Origin of the sequence: Micromonospora sp. NPDC050417 (assembly GCF_044458865.1) — a bacterium.
In the GTDB taxonomy this organism is placed as follows: Bacteria; Actinomycetota; Actinomycetes; order Mycobacteriales; family Micromonosporaceae; genus Micromonospora_G.
This window is the reverse complement of record NZ_JBITIH010000018.1, coordinates 44,553-59,158: the sequence shown is the minus strand read 5'-3', so window position 1 is coordinate 59,158 and position 14,606 is coordinate 44,553. Positions and strand designations below refer to the sequence as shown.

The 14,606-nt window shown below is 70.7% G+C and carries 17 protein-coding genes and 1 pseudogene; 13 read left to right on the top strand and 5 right to left on the bottom strand.

The genetic code is table 11. The features are described from left to right. Positions 1–13 precede the first annotated feature (13 nt). Positions 14–781: a polyprenol monophosphomannose synthase gene (locus tag ACIBF5_RS22740; protein ID WP_396814722.1), complete on the bottom strand. Its 768-nt coding sequence runs from the start codon at positions 779–781 to the stop codon at positions 14–16. A 416-nt stretch (positions 782–1,197) separates the two neighbouring features. Here ACIBF5_RS22740 and ACIBF5_RS22735 point away from each other — a divergent pair, with 416 nt between their 5' ends. The 8 genes and pseudogenes from ACIBF5_RS22735 to ACIBF5_RS22700 all read left to right on the top strand — a co-directional run bounded on the left by ACIBF5_RS22735 (position 1,198) and on the right by ACIBF5_RS22700 (position 10,201). Then, positions 1,198–3,042 (top strand): HAD-IIIA family hydrolase, encoded by a 1,845-nt coding sequence (locus ACIBF5_RS22735; protein WP_396814720.1) that lies wholly within the window; start codon positions 1,198–1,200, stop codon positions 3,040–3,042. Continuing rightward, on the top strand, positions 3,039–4,016 hold the full coding sequence (locus ACIBF5_RS22730) for a glycosyltransferase (protein WP_396814718.1): 978 nt from the start codon (positions 3,039–3,041) through the stop codon (positions 4,014–4,016). The genes ACIBF5_RS22735 and ACIBF5_RS22730 overlap by 4 nt, the downstream gene beginning before the upstream one ends. Then, entirely contained in the window at positions 4,001–5,218 is a 1,218-nt protein-coding gene (locus tag ACIBF5_RS22725; RefSeq protein ID WP_396814716.1) for a glycosyltransferase, read from the top strand. The genes ACIBF5_RS22730 and ACIBF5_RS22725 overlap by 16 nt, the downstream gene beginning before the upstream one ends. After that, positions 5,218–5,847: pseudogene (locus ACIBF5_RS22720) on the top strand (SIS domain-containing protein); the annotation flags it as partial. The gene ACIBF5_RS22725 and the pseudogene ACIBF5_RS22720, both read left to right, overlap by 1 nt. A gap of 221 nt (positions 5,848–6,068) precedes the next feature. Continuing rightward, a complete protein-coding gene (locus ACIBF5_RS22715) occupies positions 6,069–7,508 on the top strand; it encodes a PfkB family carbohydrate kinase (protein ID WP_396814714.1) in 1,440 nt (479 codons plus the stop codon). Beyond that, a complete protein-coding gene (locus ACIBF5_RS22710) occupies positions 7,505–8,206 on the top strand; it encodes an SDR family oxidoreductase (RefSeq protein WP_396814712.1) in 702 nt (233 codons plus the stop codon). Before ACIBF5_RS22715 ends, ACIBF5_RS22710 begins: the two co-directional genes overlap by 4 nt. Then, on the top strand, positions 8,203–9,234 hold the full coding sequence (locus ACIBF5_RS22705; RefSeq protein WP_396814710.1) for a glycosyltransferase family 9 protein: 1,032 nt from the start codon (positions 8,203–8,205) through the stop codon (positions 9,232–9,234). Before ACIBF5_RS22710 ends, ACIBF5_RS22705 begins: the two co-directional genes overlap by 4 nt. Next, positions 9,218–10,201, top strand: coding sequence for a DNA topoisomerase IB (locus ACIBF5_RS22700; RefSeq protein WP_396814708.1), 984 nt, complete (start codon positions 9,218–9,220; stop codon positions 10,199–10,201). The genes ACIBF5_RS22705 and ACIBF5_RS22700 overlap by 17 nt, the downstream gene beginning before the upstream one ends. 25 nt (positions 10,202–10,226) lie before the next feature. On the opposite strand, the gene ACIBF5_RS22695 is transcribed toward ACIBF5_RS22700, so the two are convergent. From ACIBF5_RS22695 to ACIBF5_RS22680, 4 genes are all read right to left on the bottom strand, one after another. After that, complete coding sequence (locus ACIBF5_RS22695; protein WP_396814706.1) at positions 10,227–10,496, bottom strand: hypothetical protein; 270 nt, start codon at positions 10,494–10,496, stop codon at positions 10,227–10,229. Between the two features lie 413 nt (positions 10,497–10,909). Further along, on the bottom strand, positions 10,910–11,203 hold the full coding sequence (locus tag ACIBF5_RS22690) for a hypothetical protein (protein ID WP_396814704.1): 294 nt from the start codon (positions 11,201–11,203) through the stop codon (positions 10,910–10,912). Continuing rightward, positions 11,200–11,481: a hypothetical protein gene (locus ACIBF5_RS22685; RefSeq protein ID WP_396814703.1), complete on the bottom strand. Its 282-nt coding sequence runs from the start codon at positions 11,479–11,481 to the stop codon at positions 11,200–11,202. Before ACIBF5_RS22685 ends, ACIBF5_RS22690 begins: the two co-directional genes overlap by 4 nt. Continuing rightward, on the bottom strand, positions 11,471–11,677 hold the full coding sequence (locus ACIBF5_RS22680) for a hypothetical protein (RefSeq protein WP_396814701.1): 207 nt from the start codon (positions 11,675–11,677) through the stop codon (positions 11,471–11,473). The genes ACIBF5_RS22685 and ACIBF5_RS22680 overlap by 11 nt, the downstream gene beginning before the upstream one ends. Positions 11,678–11,857: 180 nt before the next feature. On the opposite strand from ACIBF5_RS22680, the gene ACIBF5_RS22675 reads away from it, so the two are divergent. From ACIBF5_RS22675 to ACIBF5_RS22655, 5 genes are all read left to right on the top strand, one after another. Then, on the top strand, positions 11,858–12,628 hold the full coding sequence (locus ACIBF5_RS22675) for a Scr1 family TA system antitoxin-like transcriptional regulator (protein ID WP_396814699.1): 771 nt from the start codon (positions 11,858–11,860) through the stop codon (positions 12,626–12,628). After that, the gene (locus tag ACIBF5_RS22670) at positions 12,616–12,807 is read left to right on the top strand and encodes a DUF397 domain-containing protein (protein WP_396814697.1); all 192 of its coding nucleotides are present in this window, start codon (positions 12,616–12,618) and stop codon (positions 12,805–12,807) included. Before ACIBF5_RS22675 ends, ACIBF5_RS22670 begins: the two co-directional genes overlap by 13 nt. Before the next feature lie 255 nt (positions 12,808–13,062). Further along, positions 13,063–13,503: a DUF5753 domain-containing protein gene (locus ACIBF5_RS22665; protein WP_396814919.1), complete on the top strand. Its 441-nt coding sequence runs from the start codon at positions 13,063–13,065 to the stop codon at positions 13,501–13,503. Further along, positions 13,494–13,682 carry a DUF397 domain-containing protein gene (locus ACIBF5_RS22660; RefSeq protein WP_396814695.1) on the top strand — a complete coding sequence of 63 codons (189 nt, stop codon included), beginning with the start codon at positions 13,494–13,496 and terminating at the stop codon, positions 13,680–13,682. Before ACIBF5_RS22665 ends, ACIBF5_RS22660 begins: the two co-directional genes overlap by 10 nt. A gap of 646 nt (positions 13,683–14,328) precedes the next feature. After that, a complete protein-coding gene (locus ACIBF5_RS22655; RefSeq protein ID WP_396814693.1) occupies positions 14,329–14,520 on the top strand; it encodes a DUF397 domain-containing protein in 192 nt (63 codons plus the stop codon). Positions 14,521–14,606: the final 86 nt, after the last annotated feature.

The window sequence follows — 14,606 nt, the reverse complement described above, 5'->3', positions numbered from 1 at the left end:
CCCAGCAGGGGAACTACGGTGCGATGTTGCGGTGGCGGGTACGGAGCCGGAACGGCATCAACGCGCTTTCGATCTTGGTGGCGGTGGTCATCTTCGACATGCCGTCCCGGCGCTCCTCGAACCGGATCGGCACCTCAAGGATGGTCTGCCCGAGCTTGGTCGCCAGGTAGTGCATCTCGACCTGGAAGCTGTAGCCGTTGGACTGCACCCGCTCCAGGCCGATCGCCTGAAGCGCGTCCGCCCGCCAGATCTTGAAGCCGGCGGTGAGGTCGCGAATCCGGACCTGCAACAGCGTGTGTACGTAGAGGTTGGCCCATCCGCTGAGCGCCCGGCGGTAGAGCGGCCACGCCTCGTCGAGTTGTCCACCAGGCACGTAGCGCGACCCGATCACCACACCAGCCTGAGTGGAGAGCAGTGCGCCGAGCATGCCGGGCAGCGCCTCCGGCGGGTGCGACAGGTCGGCGTCCATCTGGGCCACGAACCGTGCGCCGCCGGCGAGCGCCCGGCTGATTCCATCGACGTACGCCCGTCCGAGCCCCTCCTTGCCGGGCCGGTGCACCACCTGGATCCGGTCGGGATGCTCGGCGGAAAGCTTGTCCGCCACGTCGCCGGTCCCGTCCGGGGAGTTGTCGTCGGCGATCAGGATGCTCAGCCCGGGCAGGGGGAGTGCTAGCAGCCGTTCGACCAACACGGGCAGGTTGTTCGCCTCGTTGTAGGTCGGGACGACGACAGTCAGCCGCTCATCACGCCAAGGGGATGGCAACTGGACGGGCTCGATCATTACAGACATCCTCGTTCTGCCGACAGCGGTCAGGGAGAGGGTAATCACCCGGCCACCCCGGTGCGACCACCGGGCCAACCACGTACATCCTGTTTACACCCTTCTGTAGCGCGATCGCCGGTCGCGACACCGCGTGATCCAGGTGTAGCCAGGAGCCGAACACTCGCGCCGCCCCCGGTCAGATGCGTCACACCGCCCCGACTGGCTCGTGACGGAAAGTGGCGATCCGCGACCCCGCTACCGACTTTGCCCTCTCCCTGTCCAACGCGCCGACGGCGGATCGGCCACGATCCGGTTAACGCGGCACTGTCGCGGGTACCGGTGCGGAGCGCGTAGTGGGCGAGAAGCAGCCGCGCGCCAGGCCGCAGCAGCCGCCGGAGGGCGGGGCTGGGCGGTCCGGTGGACGGGCGGAAATGATGTTTACTCCTTCTGCCCGAGGGAACCCGCCCCCCGTGCGAAACGATCAGGTCGACCCGCATCAGCGCAGGTCAGGCGGCACGATCGCCGGCCTCGCGCAGGGGCGACCTGAGGCGGGTGGAGCAGGCTGTCCACCGGTGCTGTTCGAGGCGGTTCTGTTCGACCGGGACGGCACGCTGGTGCACGACGTCCCGTACAACGGAGACCCGACGCTGGTACGCCCGGTGGCCGGCGCCCGGGAAGCGCTCGACCGGTTACGCGCCGCCGGGTTGCGCCTCGGCGTGGTGACCAACCAGTCAGGGATCGCCCGGGGCCGGTTCAGCCGCAGCGACCTCGACCGCGTCAACGCCCGGGTGGAGGAGTTGCTCGGCCCGTTCGACAGCTGGCAGATCTGTCCGCACGCCGAGCCTGGTCCCGGCGTCGCCGGTTGCCGCTGCCGCAAACCCTCACCCGCCATGGTCGCCGATGCCGCCCGTGCGCTCGGCACCACACCCGACCGTTGCGTCCTGGTAGGAGACATCGGCGCGGACATGACCGCCGCCGGGGCCGCCGGTGCGGCCGGAATTCTCGTCCCCACGGCGCAGACCCGACCCGAGGAGGTCGCCGCCGCGCCCGCGGTCGCCGGTGACCTACCAGGAGCCGTCGACCTGATCCTGCGACGTCAGAGACTTGTCGCCGGTGGCGGTGAGCGGGCGGACATCGGTGCGGCTGCCGCCCCGGCCGCGGGCGCCCACCGTGGGCGCCCGCGTTGCGTTCTGGTGGCCCGGCCAGACTCGGCCGGTGACGTACTGGTCACCGGGCCGGCGATCCGGGCGGTGGCGGCCGGCGCCGACCGGGTGGTGATGCTCTGCGGCCCCCGGGGGCGGGCGGCAGCCGAACTGCTGCCCGGCATCGACGAGCTGATCGAGTGGCCACTGCCCTGGATCGACCCGCAACCGACCCCCGTCGACCGGGCCGAGGTGGACCGGCTGACCGCTCGGCTGACCGAGGTCGGCGCGGACGAGGCCGTACTCTTCACCTCCTTCCACCAGTCGGCGCTGCCGTTGGCGCTGGTGCTGCGGATGGCCGGGGTCGAGCGGATCTCGGCCATCAGCGACGACTACCCGGGCTCACTGTTGGACGTACGACACCGGGTGCCGTTGGGCATCCCGGAGACCGAGCGCGCTCTCTCCCTCGCCGCCGCGGCCGGGTTTCCGCTGCCTCCCGACGACGATCCGACCCTGCGACTGCGAGCCGATTGTCTGGACGCGTTGCCGGGTGACGGGGCGCTCGCCGAACCCGGCTACGTCGTCGTGCACCCCGGTTCGTCGGTCGCCGCGCGGGCCTGCCCGCCCGAACTCTGCGCCCGGATCGTCGCCGCGCTGGCGGAGGCCGGACATCGGGTCGTGGTCACCGGCGGACCCGGTGAGGGGGCGCTGAGCGCCCGCGTCGCCGGGCGGGCCGGCGTCGACCTGGGCGGCCAGACGTCCCTGACCGGCCTCGCCGCGATCATCGCCCGCGCCGGGTGCCTGGTGGTCGGCAACACCGGGCCCGCGCACCTCGCCGCAGCCCTGGGTACGCCCGTGATCAGCCTCTTCGCACCAACCGTCTCCTTCGGACAGTGGGGCCCGTACCGGGTGCCGACGGTGCGCCTCGGTGACGCCGCCGCCGGCTGCCGGCACACCCGGGCGACCTCATGCCCGGTGCTCGGGCACCCGTGCCTCTCCTCGGTCGAGCCGGCGAGCGTGGTGGCGGCGGTCCGCCTGCTCGGTGCCGGTGCCGACCCGGTGCCGATCTCCGGAGCCGCACCCGCCCCGGTCTACGGCGGAGCCGCACCCGCCCGGGTCCACGGCGGCGCCGCATGAACATCCTGCTCTGGCACGTACACGGGTCGTGGACCACCTCGTTCGTACACGGCAAGCACCGCTACCTGGTGCCGGTCACCCCGGACCGGGGTCCGTACGGGCTCGGGCGGGCGCGCACCTATCCCTGGCCGGACACGGTGGAGGAGGTCACCCCCCAGGAGTTGGCCGACGCCGATGTGGACCTGGTGATCCTTCAGCGGCCGGAGGAGTTCGAACTCGCCGGCACCTGGTTGCGGCGGCGGATCGGACGCGACATACCGGCGATCTTCGTCGAGCACAACACCCCCAAGGAGGGGGCGGTGCCGAACAGCCGGCACCCGATGGCCGACCGCGACGACCTGCTCATCGCGCACGTCACCCACTTCAACTCGCTCTTCTGGGACACCGGCGGCACCCGCACGACCGTGGTCGAGCACGGCATCGTCGACCCGGTCGCCAGCTACACCGGAGAACTCGACCGCCTCGCCGTGGTGATCAACGAACCGGTACGCCGGGGCCGGGTCACCGGCACCGACCTGTTACCGCTCTTCGCCGAGGTGGCGCCGCTCGACGTCTTCGGCATGGGCGTGACCGGACTCGGCGACCATCTCGGACTTCCGGCCGACCGGCTGACCACCCACGACGACCTGCCGCAGAGCCGGATGCAGGCCGAACTCGGACGCCGCCGGGCGTACCTGCACCTGTGCCGGTGGACGTCGCTCGGCCTGAGCCTGATCGAGGCGATGGCGATCGGCATGCCGGTGGTCGTTCTGGCCACCACCGAGGCGGTGGCGGCGGTGCCACCCGAAGCGGGAGTGCTCTCCACCCGGGTCGACACCCTGCTGGCGGCGGCGACCCGCCTGATCGACGAGCCCGTGGCGGCACGCCAGCTCGGCGCCCGGGCCCGGGAAACCGCCCGGAGCCGGTACGGCCTGGACCGCTTCCTCACCGACTGGGACCGGTTGCTGGAGGAGGAGCTATGCGGATCGCGATGATCTCGGAGCACGCCAGTCCGCTCGCCACGCTGGGCGGGGAGGACGCCGGTGGGCAGAACACGCATGTCGCCGAACTCTCCGCCGCACTCGCCACGGCCGGGCACGACGTCCGAGTCTACACCCGCCGGGACAGTGTGGATCTACCCGAGCTGGTGCCGATGCGGGACGGGGTGGCGGTGGTGCACGTACCGGCCGGTCCGCCCGAACCGATCGCCAAGGACGCGCTGCTGCCGTACATGAAGGAATTCAGCCGCTGGCTCGCCGGGCAGTGGCGGCGCGACGACTGGGTGCCGGACGTCGCCCACGCGCACTTCTGGATGAGTGGCCTCGCCGCGATCACCGCCGGCCGGCAGACCGGGGTGCCGGTGGTGCAGACCTACCATGCGCTCGGCACGGTCAAGCGCCGGCACCAGGGGGCGGCCGACACCAGCCCGGCACGGCGGATCGGCTACGAACGGGCGCTGGGACGCGCGATGGACCGGGTCATCGCGCAGAGCCAGGACGAGGTACGTGAACTGGTCCGGATGGGCGTACCCCAGGACCGGATGGTGGTCGTGCCCTCCGGGGTCAACGTGGAGAACTTCTCCCCGGCCGGCGACGTCGCCGAGCGGGAACCCGGCCGCCCCCGGGTGCTCACCGTCGGCCGGCTCGTCGAACGGAAGGGCTTCCAGGACGTGATCCGGGCGATGCGGGCGGTCCCGGACGCCGAGTGCGTGATCGTCGGCGGGCCGCCCGAGGAACTGCTCGGAGAGGATCCGCAGGCCCGTCGCCTGCGTGCGCTGGCCCGCTCCTGTGGCCTCGCCGAACGGGTACGGCTCGTCGGTGCCGTACCCCGCGAGGAGATGCCCCGCTGGTACCGGTCGGCGGACGTGCTCGTCGCCGCCCCGTGGTACGAACCGTTCGGCCTCACCCCACTGGAGGCGATGGCGTGTGGCGTACCGGTGATCGGCACCCGGGTCGGTGGACTGATCGACACCGTGGTCGAGGGCCGCACCGGTGACCTCGTGTCGCCTCGGGACCCGTCCGCGCTCGGCACCGCCATCGCCGACCTGCTGGCCGACCGGACCCGCCGTTTCGCGTACGCGAAGGCGGCCCTGGACCGGGCCCGTCAGCAATACTCCTGGCGGCGGGCGGCGGCCGAACTCGGCGGGGTCTACGCGGCGGTCAGCGAGGTGCGGCGGCCGAGCGGGGTGGTGGCCTGATGCCGCACTCCACCGAGGTGATCGACGCGCATCTCGCCGGTCTCGCCTCGGCGCTGCTGCCCTACCGGCGGGTGGCGGGGGAACTCGCCCGGTGGGGTGACGAACTCGCCGCCCGGCTCGCCCAGGGCGGGCGGTTGCTGGTCGCCGGCAACGGCGGCAGCGCGGCGGAGGCGCAGCACCTCGCCGCGGAGTTGGTCGGCAAACTGCGGGCGGACCGGGCGCCGCTGTCGGCGATCGCGTTGAGCGCGGAAACCTCGTCGTTGACCGCGATCGGCAACGACTACGGCTTCGAGGAGGTCTTCGCCCGGCAGGTACGGGCGCACGGCCGCCCCGACGACATCCTGCTGCTCCTGTCCACCAGTGGCCGCAGCGCGAACCTGATCCGGGCGGCGCGGGCCGGGCAGGAGACGGGGTTGCGATGTTGGGCGTTCACCGGGCCGGTGCCGAACCCGCTCGCCGAAGCCTGTACGGAGGTGCTCGCCGTACCGTCGCCCGACCCGCAGGTGGTGCAGGAACTGCACCTGGTCTCGGCACACGTGCTCTGCGAGTACGTCGAACTGGCCCTGCCCACCGCCCTCGGCACCCCGGCCGGCTACGCCGCCCTCCCGCTCGTCGACCCCGGGTTGGGCGCCGACCCCGGGTTAGGCGCCGACCCCGGGTTAGGAAGGGCCCCTTCCTATACAGAATCCGATAACAAGGGGCCCTTCCTTCCCCCGGGTGAGGTGGAGGTGGAGGTGGCGGAGGAACTGGTGGAGGAGCTGCCACCGGTGGAGCACCGACCGGTGGGCTCTCGGCGTACGCACAGCCGGGGGCCGAACGGGCGGGGGCCGAACGGCCGTGGAGCCGGGCCGTGACCGGCCGGTTGGTCGTCATCGGAGACACGCTGCTCGACCGGGATGTCGAGGGTGTGGTCAACCGGCTCTGCCCGGATTCCCCGGTGCCGGTGCTGGACGAGAGCACGCACGTGGACCGGCCCGGTGGCGCCGGCCTCGCCGCGCTCTTCGCGGTCGGACGGGGATTCGAGGTGGCCCTGGTCACCGCGCTCGCCGACGACGCCGGTGGGGCCCGGTTGAGCAGTCTGCTCACCGCTGCCGGGGTGCAGGTGTACGCGCTGCCGCTACCCGGCGCGACCCCGGAGAAGATCCGGCTCCGGACCCGGGGGCGGGTGTTGCTGCGACTCGACCGGGGTGGTGCGGCCGGCCCGCCGGGCGAACCGAGCGATGCCGTCCTGGAGTTGCTCGCCGGGGCGGCTGGAATCCTGGTCAGCGACTACGGTCGGGGGGTGGCGGCGCAGCCGACGCTGCGTGCCGCGCTCGCCAACGCGACCGCCCCGGTGGTCTGGGACCCGCACCCGCGTGGTCCGGCCGCCGTTCCCGGCATCCGGTTGACCTGCCCGAACGAGGTCGAGGTACGCGAACTCGCCGGTTCCACGCCCGGCGCCTCCCGGTTGATCACCGCCTCCCGTAGCGCGAACGGACTGCGGGAGCGGTGGCGGGTCGGCGCGGTCGCGGTGACCCTCGGCGGTGACGGGGCGCTGCTCTGTCACGCCGGTTCCACCCCACTGGTGGTGCCCTCGCCGACCAGCGCCGACGGTGACACCTGCGGGGCCGGGGACCGGTTCGCCGCCACCGCCGCGCTGGCGCTGGCCCGGGGGGCGTTGGTCTCCGAGGCGGTGCAGCAGGCGGTTGCCGAGGCGTCGGCGTACGTGGCCGCCGGGGGTGTGTCCGAGGCCGTACCGGCGCCTGTGCCGGAGCCGGTGTCGGTGTCGGTCGCCGACCGGGAACAGCGGATCGGGCCGGGGCCGGCGGGTGCGCTGGTCGCGCAGGTGCGGGCGGCGGGCGGGACCGTGGTCGCCACCGGTGGCTGTTTCGACCTGCTCCACGCCGGACACGTCGCCACCCTGGAGGCGGCCCGCCGGCTCGGTGACTGTCTCATCGTCTGCCTCAACTCCGATGCGAGCGTGGCCCGGCTGAAGGGCTCCGACCGTCCGCTGGTGCCGCAGTACGACCGGAGCCGGTTGCTGGCCGCACTCGGCTGCGTCGACGCAGTGGTGATCTTCGACGAGGCCACCCCGCACGCCGCCCTCTCCTGGCTGCGTCCCGACGTATGGGTCAAGGGCGGCGACTACGGCACCGGCGGCGGGGACGAGCCGGGGCTGCCCGAGGCCGAGATCGTGCACCGGTGGGGCGGGCACACGGTCGTGGTCCCGTACCTGGACGGCCGGTCGACCACCGGAATGATCGCTGCGGCTCGAACGGCCGCGCCACATTCGACGGGAGGAGCGCGATGACCACAACCGTGCCGGGCGCCGGCCCAGCCGTACTCGTCACCGGGGGTTCCAGCGGTCTCGGGGCGGCGGTGGTGACCGCGGTGGCGAAGTCCGGCGGCCGACCGTACGTGCTGGACCGGCAGGCACCCGGCGACGGGGTGCCGTGGGTCGAGTGCGACCTCGCCGACACCCGCGCCGCCGAGGCGGCCACCCGACAGCTCGCCGAGCAGGCCGGCGGGCTCGACGGGCTGGTCACCGCCGCCGGGATGGACGTACCCGGTCGGCTGGTCGACTTGCCGGCGGAAACCTGGGAGCGGGTGGTCACCGTCGACCTGCTCGCCACCGCCGCCGTGGTCCGGGCGGCACTGCCCTATCTGGAAAGCTCGCACGGGACGGTGGTCACCGTCGCTTCGACACTCGGCGTCAAGGCGGTCAGCGACGCCACCGCGTACTGCGCCGCGAAGTTCGGCGTGGTCGGCTTCACGCGGGCGCTCGCCGCCGAGTTGGCCGGTTCGGTCGGGGTGACGCTGCTGGTGCCGGGCGGGATGCGTACCGCCTTCTTCGACGAACGCACCGAGCAGTACCGACCGGGAGCGGACGCCGTTCTTAACGACCCGGCGAGTGTCGCCGCCGCCGTGCTCTTCGCACTCGGCCAGCCGCCCGGCTGCGCGATCCGTGAACTCGTGGTCTGTGCCGAACAGGAGACGTCGTACCCATGATCCTGGTCCTGCGGGCGCTCGGTGTGGGCGACCTGGCCACCGCCGTCCCGGCGCTGCGTGGCCTGCGGGCCGCGTTCCCTGACCGGACCCTGGCGCTGGCCGCACCGGGCTGGCTGGCACCCCTGGTCGACCTGGTCGGCGGCGTCGACCGGCTGGTGCCGACGGACGGTCTGGAGAGTGTGGAGTGGTCGGGGCCGGCGCCGCACTGGGCGGTGAACCTGCACGGTCGCGGGCCACGTTCGCACCAGGTCCTCCAGGAGGTGGGGGCGGAGCGGCTCTGCGCGTTCCACAACGCCGAGGCCGACCACACTGACGGTCCGCCGTGGTCCGCCGACGAGCACGAGGTGGACCGCTGGTGCCGGCTTCTGAGCTGGTACGACATCGCCACCGACCCGGCGGACCTGGCGTTGCGCCGACCGAGCCCGCACCGGGTGCCGGTCGGGGTGACGGTCGTCCATCCGGGCGCCAAGCTTCCCGCCAAGCGCTGGTCTCCGGAGCGGTTCGCGGCGGTCGCCCGGGAGTTGAGCCTCGCCGGTCACCGGGTGGTGGTGACCGGTTCGGCGCCCGAGCGTGATCTCGCCGAACAGGTGGCCCGCCGTGCGGGTCTGCCCGCCACCGCCGTGCTCGCCGGCCGGCTCGACCTGGAAGGACTGGCGGCGATAGTCGCGCACAGCCGGTTGGTGGTCAGCGCCGACACCGGAGTCGCCCACCTGGCGACCGCGTACGACATTCCGTCGGTGGTGCTCTTCGGACCGGTCCACCCCGAACACTGGGGGCCGCCGGTGGACCGGCCCTGGCACCGCGCGCTCTGGGCGGCGGCCCTGGTCGATGACGACGCCGCTACTGACGCGGCTGGCTCCGAGCTTGTGGCACTCGACCCGGAGGTGCCGGAGACGGTCCCGGTCGAGGGGGACAGTGAACCCTTCACCCCGCATCCGACGCTCGCCGCGATCGGGATCGAGCAGGTGCTGACCGCAGTCGACGAGGTCGACCAGGTGGCGCGGGAGCGCCATGCGGTTGCGACGTAGCGACCCGGCGAAGCCCGGGTACGGTCGGCGCCGCCGTGGTCGCGGCGTGAGCTTCGTCGACCTGCGTGGCCGACCGATCCGCGACCGGGAGGAGCTGGACCGGCTCCGGGGACTGGTGATCCCGCCCGCGTGGCGGGACGTGTGGATCTCGCCGCACCCGGCCGGTCACATCCAGGCGACCGGGATCGACGCCGCCGGCCGCAAGCAGTATCTCTACCACCCGCTCTGGCGCACCCGCCGGGACGAGGCGAAGTTCGACCACGTCCTGGAGGTCGCCGCCCGGCTGCCGGTGCTGCGCGCCCGGGTTGGTGCGGACCTCGCCGGTCGGGGACTGGGCCGCGAACGGGTGCTGGCGACGGTGGCGAGCCTGCTCGACTCGGGCACCTTCCGGGTCGGCAGCGACCAGTACGCGGCCGGCGACGAACCCACGTTCGGGGTGGCGACGCTGCGACCGGAGCACACCCGGGCGAAGCGCGGCTGTGTGGTCTTCGAGTTCCCGGCGAAGGGCGGCATCGCCCAGGTGCAGCGGATCGAGGACCCTGGCCTCTGCGCGGTGCTGCGGGACCTGCGCCGCAGGCGGCGTGGGGCGAACCGGCTCTTCGGCTACTGGGACGGTCACGGTTGGCGGGACGTACGCAGCGACGAGATCAACGAGTATCTGCGCGCGGCGAGCGGCGGCGAGATGACCGCGAAGGATTTCCGTACGTGGAAGGCAACTTTTAGGACTTCACTGAGCCTAGCGGAAGCCGGCCCGCAAAGGTCAACGTCAGGGCGGCGCCGGGTTGTCGCCGGGGTGATGCGCGAGGTCGCCGAACTGCTCGGCAACACCCCGGCCGTGGCGCGAGCGTCGTACGTCGACCCGAGACTGATCGACCGCTACCACGACGGTCAGACGATCGACGTCGACCCGGACGCTCCGCCCGAAGTCCTCGAACGCGCGGTGGTCGAGTTCCTCTCGTCAGCCTGAAACGCGAGACGCCTCGCCGACTTACCTACTCTGCTCTGACGGCAGAGAGTAGATTCTCCGGGATTTGGTAGTCCGGATACGGAATGATCTCTTCCGTGTTCGGGTCGTCCCCACCGGGACCAGACGTGCGCACGCCCTTGAGGCGGACGACTGTGCCATCGGTCATCGTGATCACCACACCGCACGGGCTCAGGTGGGTATCGGAATCGTTCAGCGGTTCGATCTTGGCGATGTCCGGGTGGTTGGCCCGTTCGAGAAGCTGCCGAGTGAAGTCGATGAACCTGGGCGTACGCATCAGCGTCCCCCTCCAAGTTGGGTGCCCGGCTTGGGCCACCCACTCTTTGGGTGGATGAGTAGCATGCCTTTCGCGCCGCTCTCGAATGCCACCTTTACGCCAGCCGGACTGTAGACGTCGCCCTGAAATTGGGAGACGTCAACAATTTCGGGATGGGCGGCGGCCCTGTACAGGTTCTCCAACAGGTCCAACAGCTCTCGCTCATTCATCCAAAGAGTCCATCCGTGCCAAGAGGAGCAATCAGCGGAGCGTCGGGCCAGTCTGCCACTCGTGCGCAGTTGGGGCACGTGACCGGGCTGGCGCTGCCCCCCTTTCTCGTTCCACTCGCCGGGCATAGCCCCGCCCCCGGGCGTCGCACCACGGGGGAAGTAACGACGCGCCAGGGGCGGGGGGTACGGGGCACCAATGTGCGATCAGGTCGCAGCCGGGGGACGCTCGGGTGGCATCCAGCACATAATGCGGTCGAAGATGGCACGCACGTCCGGCGGCGGTCCCAGCGCCGAGTCGTAGACGTGCAGGTCGGAGACCGCGTCGACGAACTGGGTGCCGAGGTAGAGCATCAGTGCGATGCGTTGGTGTCGGAAGCTGACGGTGAGGTCGAGTCGGGCGTCCGCGCACGGCCAGGGCTGGGCGCATACCCGGCAGCACCAGACCGGTCGCAACGGGAGGTGGAGTTGCCGACCGGCGACCGGTTTCGGGTCGATCACCAGGTTGGCCCTTTCGGTGCGGGGCGTTCGATGTCGAGCAGGACGCGGCGGCGGATGACGTATTCGGCTTCGGGGCGTTCGGGTTTGCCCATCGGTTTTTCGATGCCGCGTACGGGGATCCATTCCCGGTTGTCGTGATGGGTGTGGGTCGGGACTCGGGTGACCCGTAGGTGGAGGTCTCCGACGCCCGGCCGGCGGTTGGCTCCGGTGCCTCGGTAGTAGTCCTCACCTTCGGCGTTGACGATGTCACCGACCTTGACCAGGGGTTCATCGGACATGGTGACGACCCCTGTTCCGGGGCACGCGGTAGCCCATGGCCTGCCCGTGGGTGAGCAGCGGCAGCGGGCGCAGGTTCGCCGTACGCTCGTCGGCCCACTCGGGGCGGGGTGGCGGCGGTGGGTCGGCTGGTTGCGACGCGGCGGCCCCGGGCGGCCACGGCCAGACGCAGCCCCACCAGCGGCGGACTCGGGACATCTCGGCACCTCTTCGTCGTGGGGTTCGCACTACCTCATGGATCATGAACGGCCCGTTTGGCTCCGCTCATGCAAGCGATCTCGCTGGTAGAAACCCTCCCGCGTTCGGGGCAGACACCACAGTGGCCGATGTGTAATGTCCGGAGACATCCACGCTCCGTCCCCAGAGGAGGTACCGAACGTGAATGAGGTTTTGCGGGCCGCGATGACGGCGCGTGGCCTGACGGTGGACTCCCTTGCCGAGCAGACCGGCGTCGACCGAAAGACCGTCGGTCGGTGGTTGTCGCCCGGTCGGGTGCCGCACGCCCGCACCCGTGCCCGAGCCGCTGCGGTCCTCGGCCTCGAAGTAGGCGAGTTGTGGCCGAACACCGGCCGCCGCCGTGACCCGCTCTGGTTCGTACCGTGGGCACAAGCGGAGCGCGAAGCCATCTCGCTGCGTTCGTTCGAGCCGCTGGTGGTGCCGGGCTTGTTGCAGACCGAGGCATACGCCCGTGCCGTGCTGACCGACGCGGGGCTGTTTTCGCGAGACGCTGTGGAGCAGCGCGTGCGCACTCGGATGGACCGGCAGGCGATCCTTGTCGGTAACAAGCCGCCGCAGTTCACAGCCGTTCTGGACGAGGGAGTGCTGCGCCGTCCGGTTGGCAGCCCGCAGGTGATGCGTGACCAGGTTCAGGCAATCATCACGGCGTGCAACGAGCCACACATACGAGTGCACGTCGTGCCATCGACGGCCGGCGCGTACGCTGGCCTGAACGGAGCCTTCGTGCTTGCCGCAGGCCCGGGCGGTCGGTTCACCGGTTACCTGGACACCCAACTGGACGGCCAGGTGGTCGACAGCGCCGACAAGATGGAAGCGCTTCAGGCGGCGTGGGAGTCCGTGCGCGGTGAGGCGTTACCGCACCGGCAGTCAATCAACCTGATGACGGAAGTGGCAGGAACATGGACGACCTGACCGGCGCCCGGTGGCGCAAGAGCACCCGCAGCAGCGGGAACGGCGGCAACTGTGTCGAGGTGGCGGACAACCTCCCCGGCCGCGTGCTGGTCCGGGACACCAAGGACCGTGACGGGGGCACGCTCACCTTCGCTCCCGAGGCATGGCGGGCGTTTGTCGGGCTGGCGAAGCAGAGCTGAACTCCCGTAGCGGGCGCCTCGGTGGGTGCCGGCTGACGGCAGTGACGAAGGGCGTCACTCCCTGATCCCTTTCAAGTGGGTGAACTCTTGAGAGAAGCAGAGAGTGACGTCTTTTGGTGTCGCCGTGGGATCGATCGGTGGGCGTCCATCGGCCTGCCAGAGGACGTTGACGCAGAGCGTGTCGTGCCCAAATTGCTCCTCGCCCGCCATGACGTCCACAGCGCGTCCGCGAGCCGCGAATCCAGGAATGCACCCATCTCGGCCTCGGCCTGTGCATCTGCCCGTCCCGCCGCGCGGATCGCCCGCCAGGTCATCCTGCGCCGCGAGCGTCCACCGCTGCTGATCGCCGTCATCGACGCGATGGTTCTGCACAGGTCCGCCTACGGGGACCGGAAACTGATGCGCGAGCAGTGCCTTCACCTGGCCCAGTGCGCCGAGCTGCCCTCTGTTCAGGTGCACATTGTGCCGCTCAACGTCGGCATGTATCCGGGTCTCGGCGGGCCGTTCGCGATCGCCGACCTCGCGGACGGCGGCAAACGGATCGTCCACGTCGACAGTCAGGCCCCCGCGCAGTTCCTGGAGCGGCCCGAGGACGTTGCTACGCTTGACCGACGGTGGGAACGCATCCGGGGGGAGGCCCTCCCGCGAGCGCAGTCCCTAGACCTGATCAGGGAAGCGGCGACATCATGGACGTGACCGGCGCGCGGTGGCGTAAGAGCACGAAGAGCGGCAACAACGGCGGTGACTGCGTCGAGGTCGCGGACAACCTCGCGGGTGTCGTGCTGGTCCGGGACACGAAGGACCGTGACGGGGGCGCGCTTACCTTCGCTCCCGAGGCGTGGCGGGCGTTCGTCGGGCTGGCGAAGCAGATCTGAACGCCCGTGGCGGGCGCCCCGGTGGGCGCTGGCTGACAGCAGTGACGAAAGGCGTCACTCTGTGCTCCTTCTCAAGCGTGCCGAACTTTTGAGACAGAGATAGAGAGTGACGCCTTTTTGTCATTCCCTGAGGGCCGACTCAGACATAATTCTGGCCGGGTTCGACGGGCGGCCGGCTGATCATGGAAACAACTTCGGTCGGAGTTGCCATGATCGGTCGTTGCGTTGGGCTAACGAACGGGCGATGCCTGGGAGGCCCCAGGCGAAACGGTACCTCGCCACCCGGACTGAAGGAGGCAGCTATCCCTACCCCGAAACTCACCCCAGGGCTCATCGCGGATCTACGCCAGCTCTCCGACGAGTATGGCGCAGCCCACGAGGAAGGTGGCTATGAGCCTCGATCGAAGGAACTGCGTGAGTTCCACCTTGATCGGTTCCTGCTGTTCCTTGAGGGCAAGTATGACCCAGCGACCGACAAGGGAAAGCGCCTCCGGGAAAACGTATGACTGGCAAGCACGGCTCGTACAGGATCGTTGAACATCTGGCAGACAAAGATGGAAGCGCTTCAGACGGCGTGGGAATCTGTGCGCGGTGAGGCGTTACCGCACCGACAGTCAATCAACCTGATGACGGAAATGGCAGGAACATGGACGACCTGACCGGCGCCCGGTGGCGCAAGAGCACCCGTAGCAGCGGGAACGGCGGCGACTGTGTCGAGGTGGCGGACAACCTCCCCGGTCGCGTGCTGGTCCGGGACACCAAGGACCGTGACGGGGGCACGCTCACCTTCGCTCCCGAGGCGTGGCGGGCGTTTGTCGGGCTGGCGAAGCAGAGCTGAACTCCCGTAGCGGGCGCCTCGGTGGGTGCCGGCTGGCAGCAGTATCGAAAGGCGTCACTCCCTGCTCCTTCTCAAGTCAGTGAACT

Coding starts and splice junctions, on each gene's coding strand:
- ACIBF5_RS22710 (WP_396814712.1), top strand. CDS start 7,505: ATGACCACAACCGTGCCGGGCGCCGGCCCAGCCGTACTCGTCACCGGG.
- ACIBF5_RS22680 (WP_396814701.1), bottom strand. CDS start 11,677: ATGTCCCGAGTCCGCCGCTGGTGGGGCTGCGTCTGGCCGTGGCCGCCC.
- ACIBF5_RS22735 (WP_396814720.1), top strand. CDS start 1,198: ATGTTTACTCCTTCTGCCCGAGGGAACCCGCCCCCCGTGCGAAACGAT.
- ACIBF5_RS22670 (WP_396814697.1), top strand. CDS start 12,616: ATGGACGACCTGACCGGCGCCCGGTGGCGCAAGAGCACCCGCAGCAGC.
- ACIBF5_RS22660 (WP_396814695.1), top strand. CDS start 13,494: ATGGACGTGACCGGCGCGCGGTGGCGTAAGAGCACGAAGAGCGGCAAC.
- ACIBF5_RS22700 (WP_396814708.1), top strand. CDS start 9,218: ATGCGGTTGCGACGTAGCGACCCGGCGAAGCCCGGGTACGGTCGGCGC.
- ACIBF5_RS22730 (WP_396814718.1), top strand. CDS start 3,039: ATGAACATCCTGCTCTGGCACGTACACGGGTCGTGGACCACCTCGTTC.
- ACIBF5_RS22725 (WP_396814716.1), top strand. CDS start 4,001: ATGCGGATCGCGATGATCTCGGAGCACGCCAGTCCGCTCGCCACGCTG.
- ACIBF5_RS22740 (WP_396814722.1), bottom strand. CDS start 781: ATGATCGAGCCCGTCCAGTTGCCATCCCCTTGGCGTGATGAGCGGCTG.
- ACIBF5_RS22705 (WP_396814710.1), top strand. CDS start 8,203: ATGATCCTGGTCCTGCGGGCGCTCGGTGTGGGCGACCTGGCCACCGCC.
- ACIBF5_RS22655 (WP_396814693.1), top strand. CDS start 14,329: ATGGACGACCTGACCGGCGCCCGGTGGCGCAAGAGCACCCGTAGCAGC.
- ACIBF5_RS22685 (WP_396814703.1), bottom strand. CDS start 11,481: ATGTCCGATGAACCCCTGGTCAAGGTCGGTGACATCGTCAACGCCGAA.
- ACIBF5_RS22695 (WP_396814706.1), bottom strand. CDS start 10,496: ATGCGTACGCCCAGGTTCATCGACTTCACTCGGCAGCTTCTCGAACGG.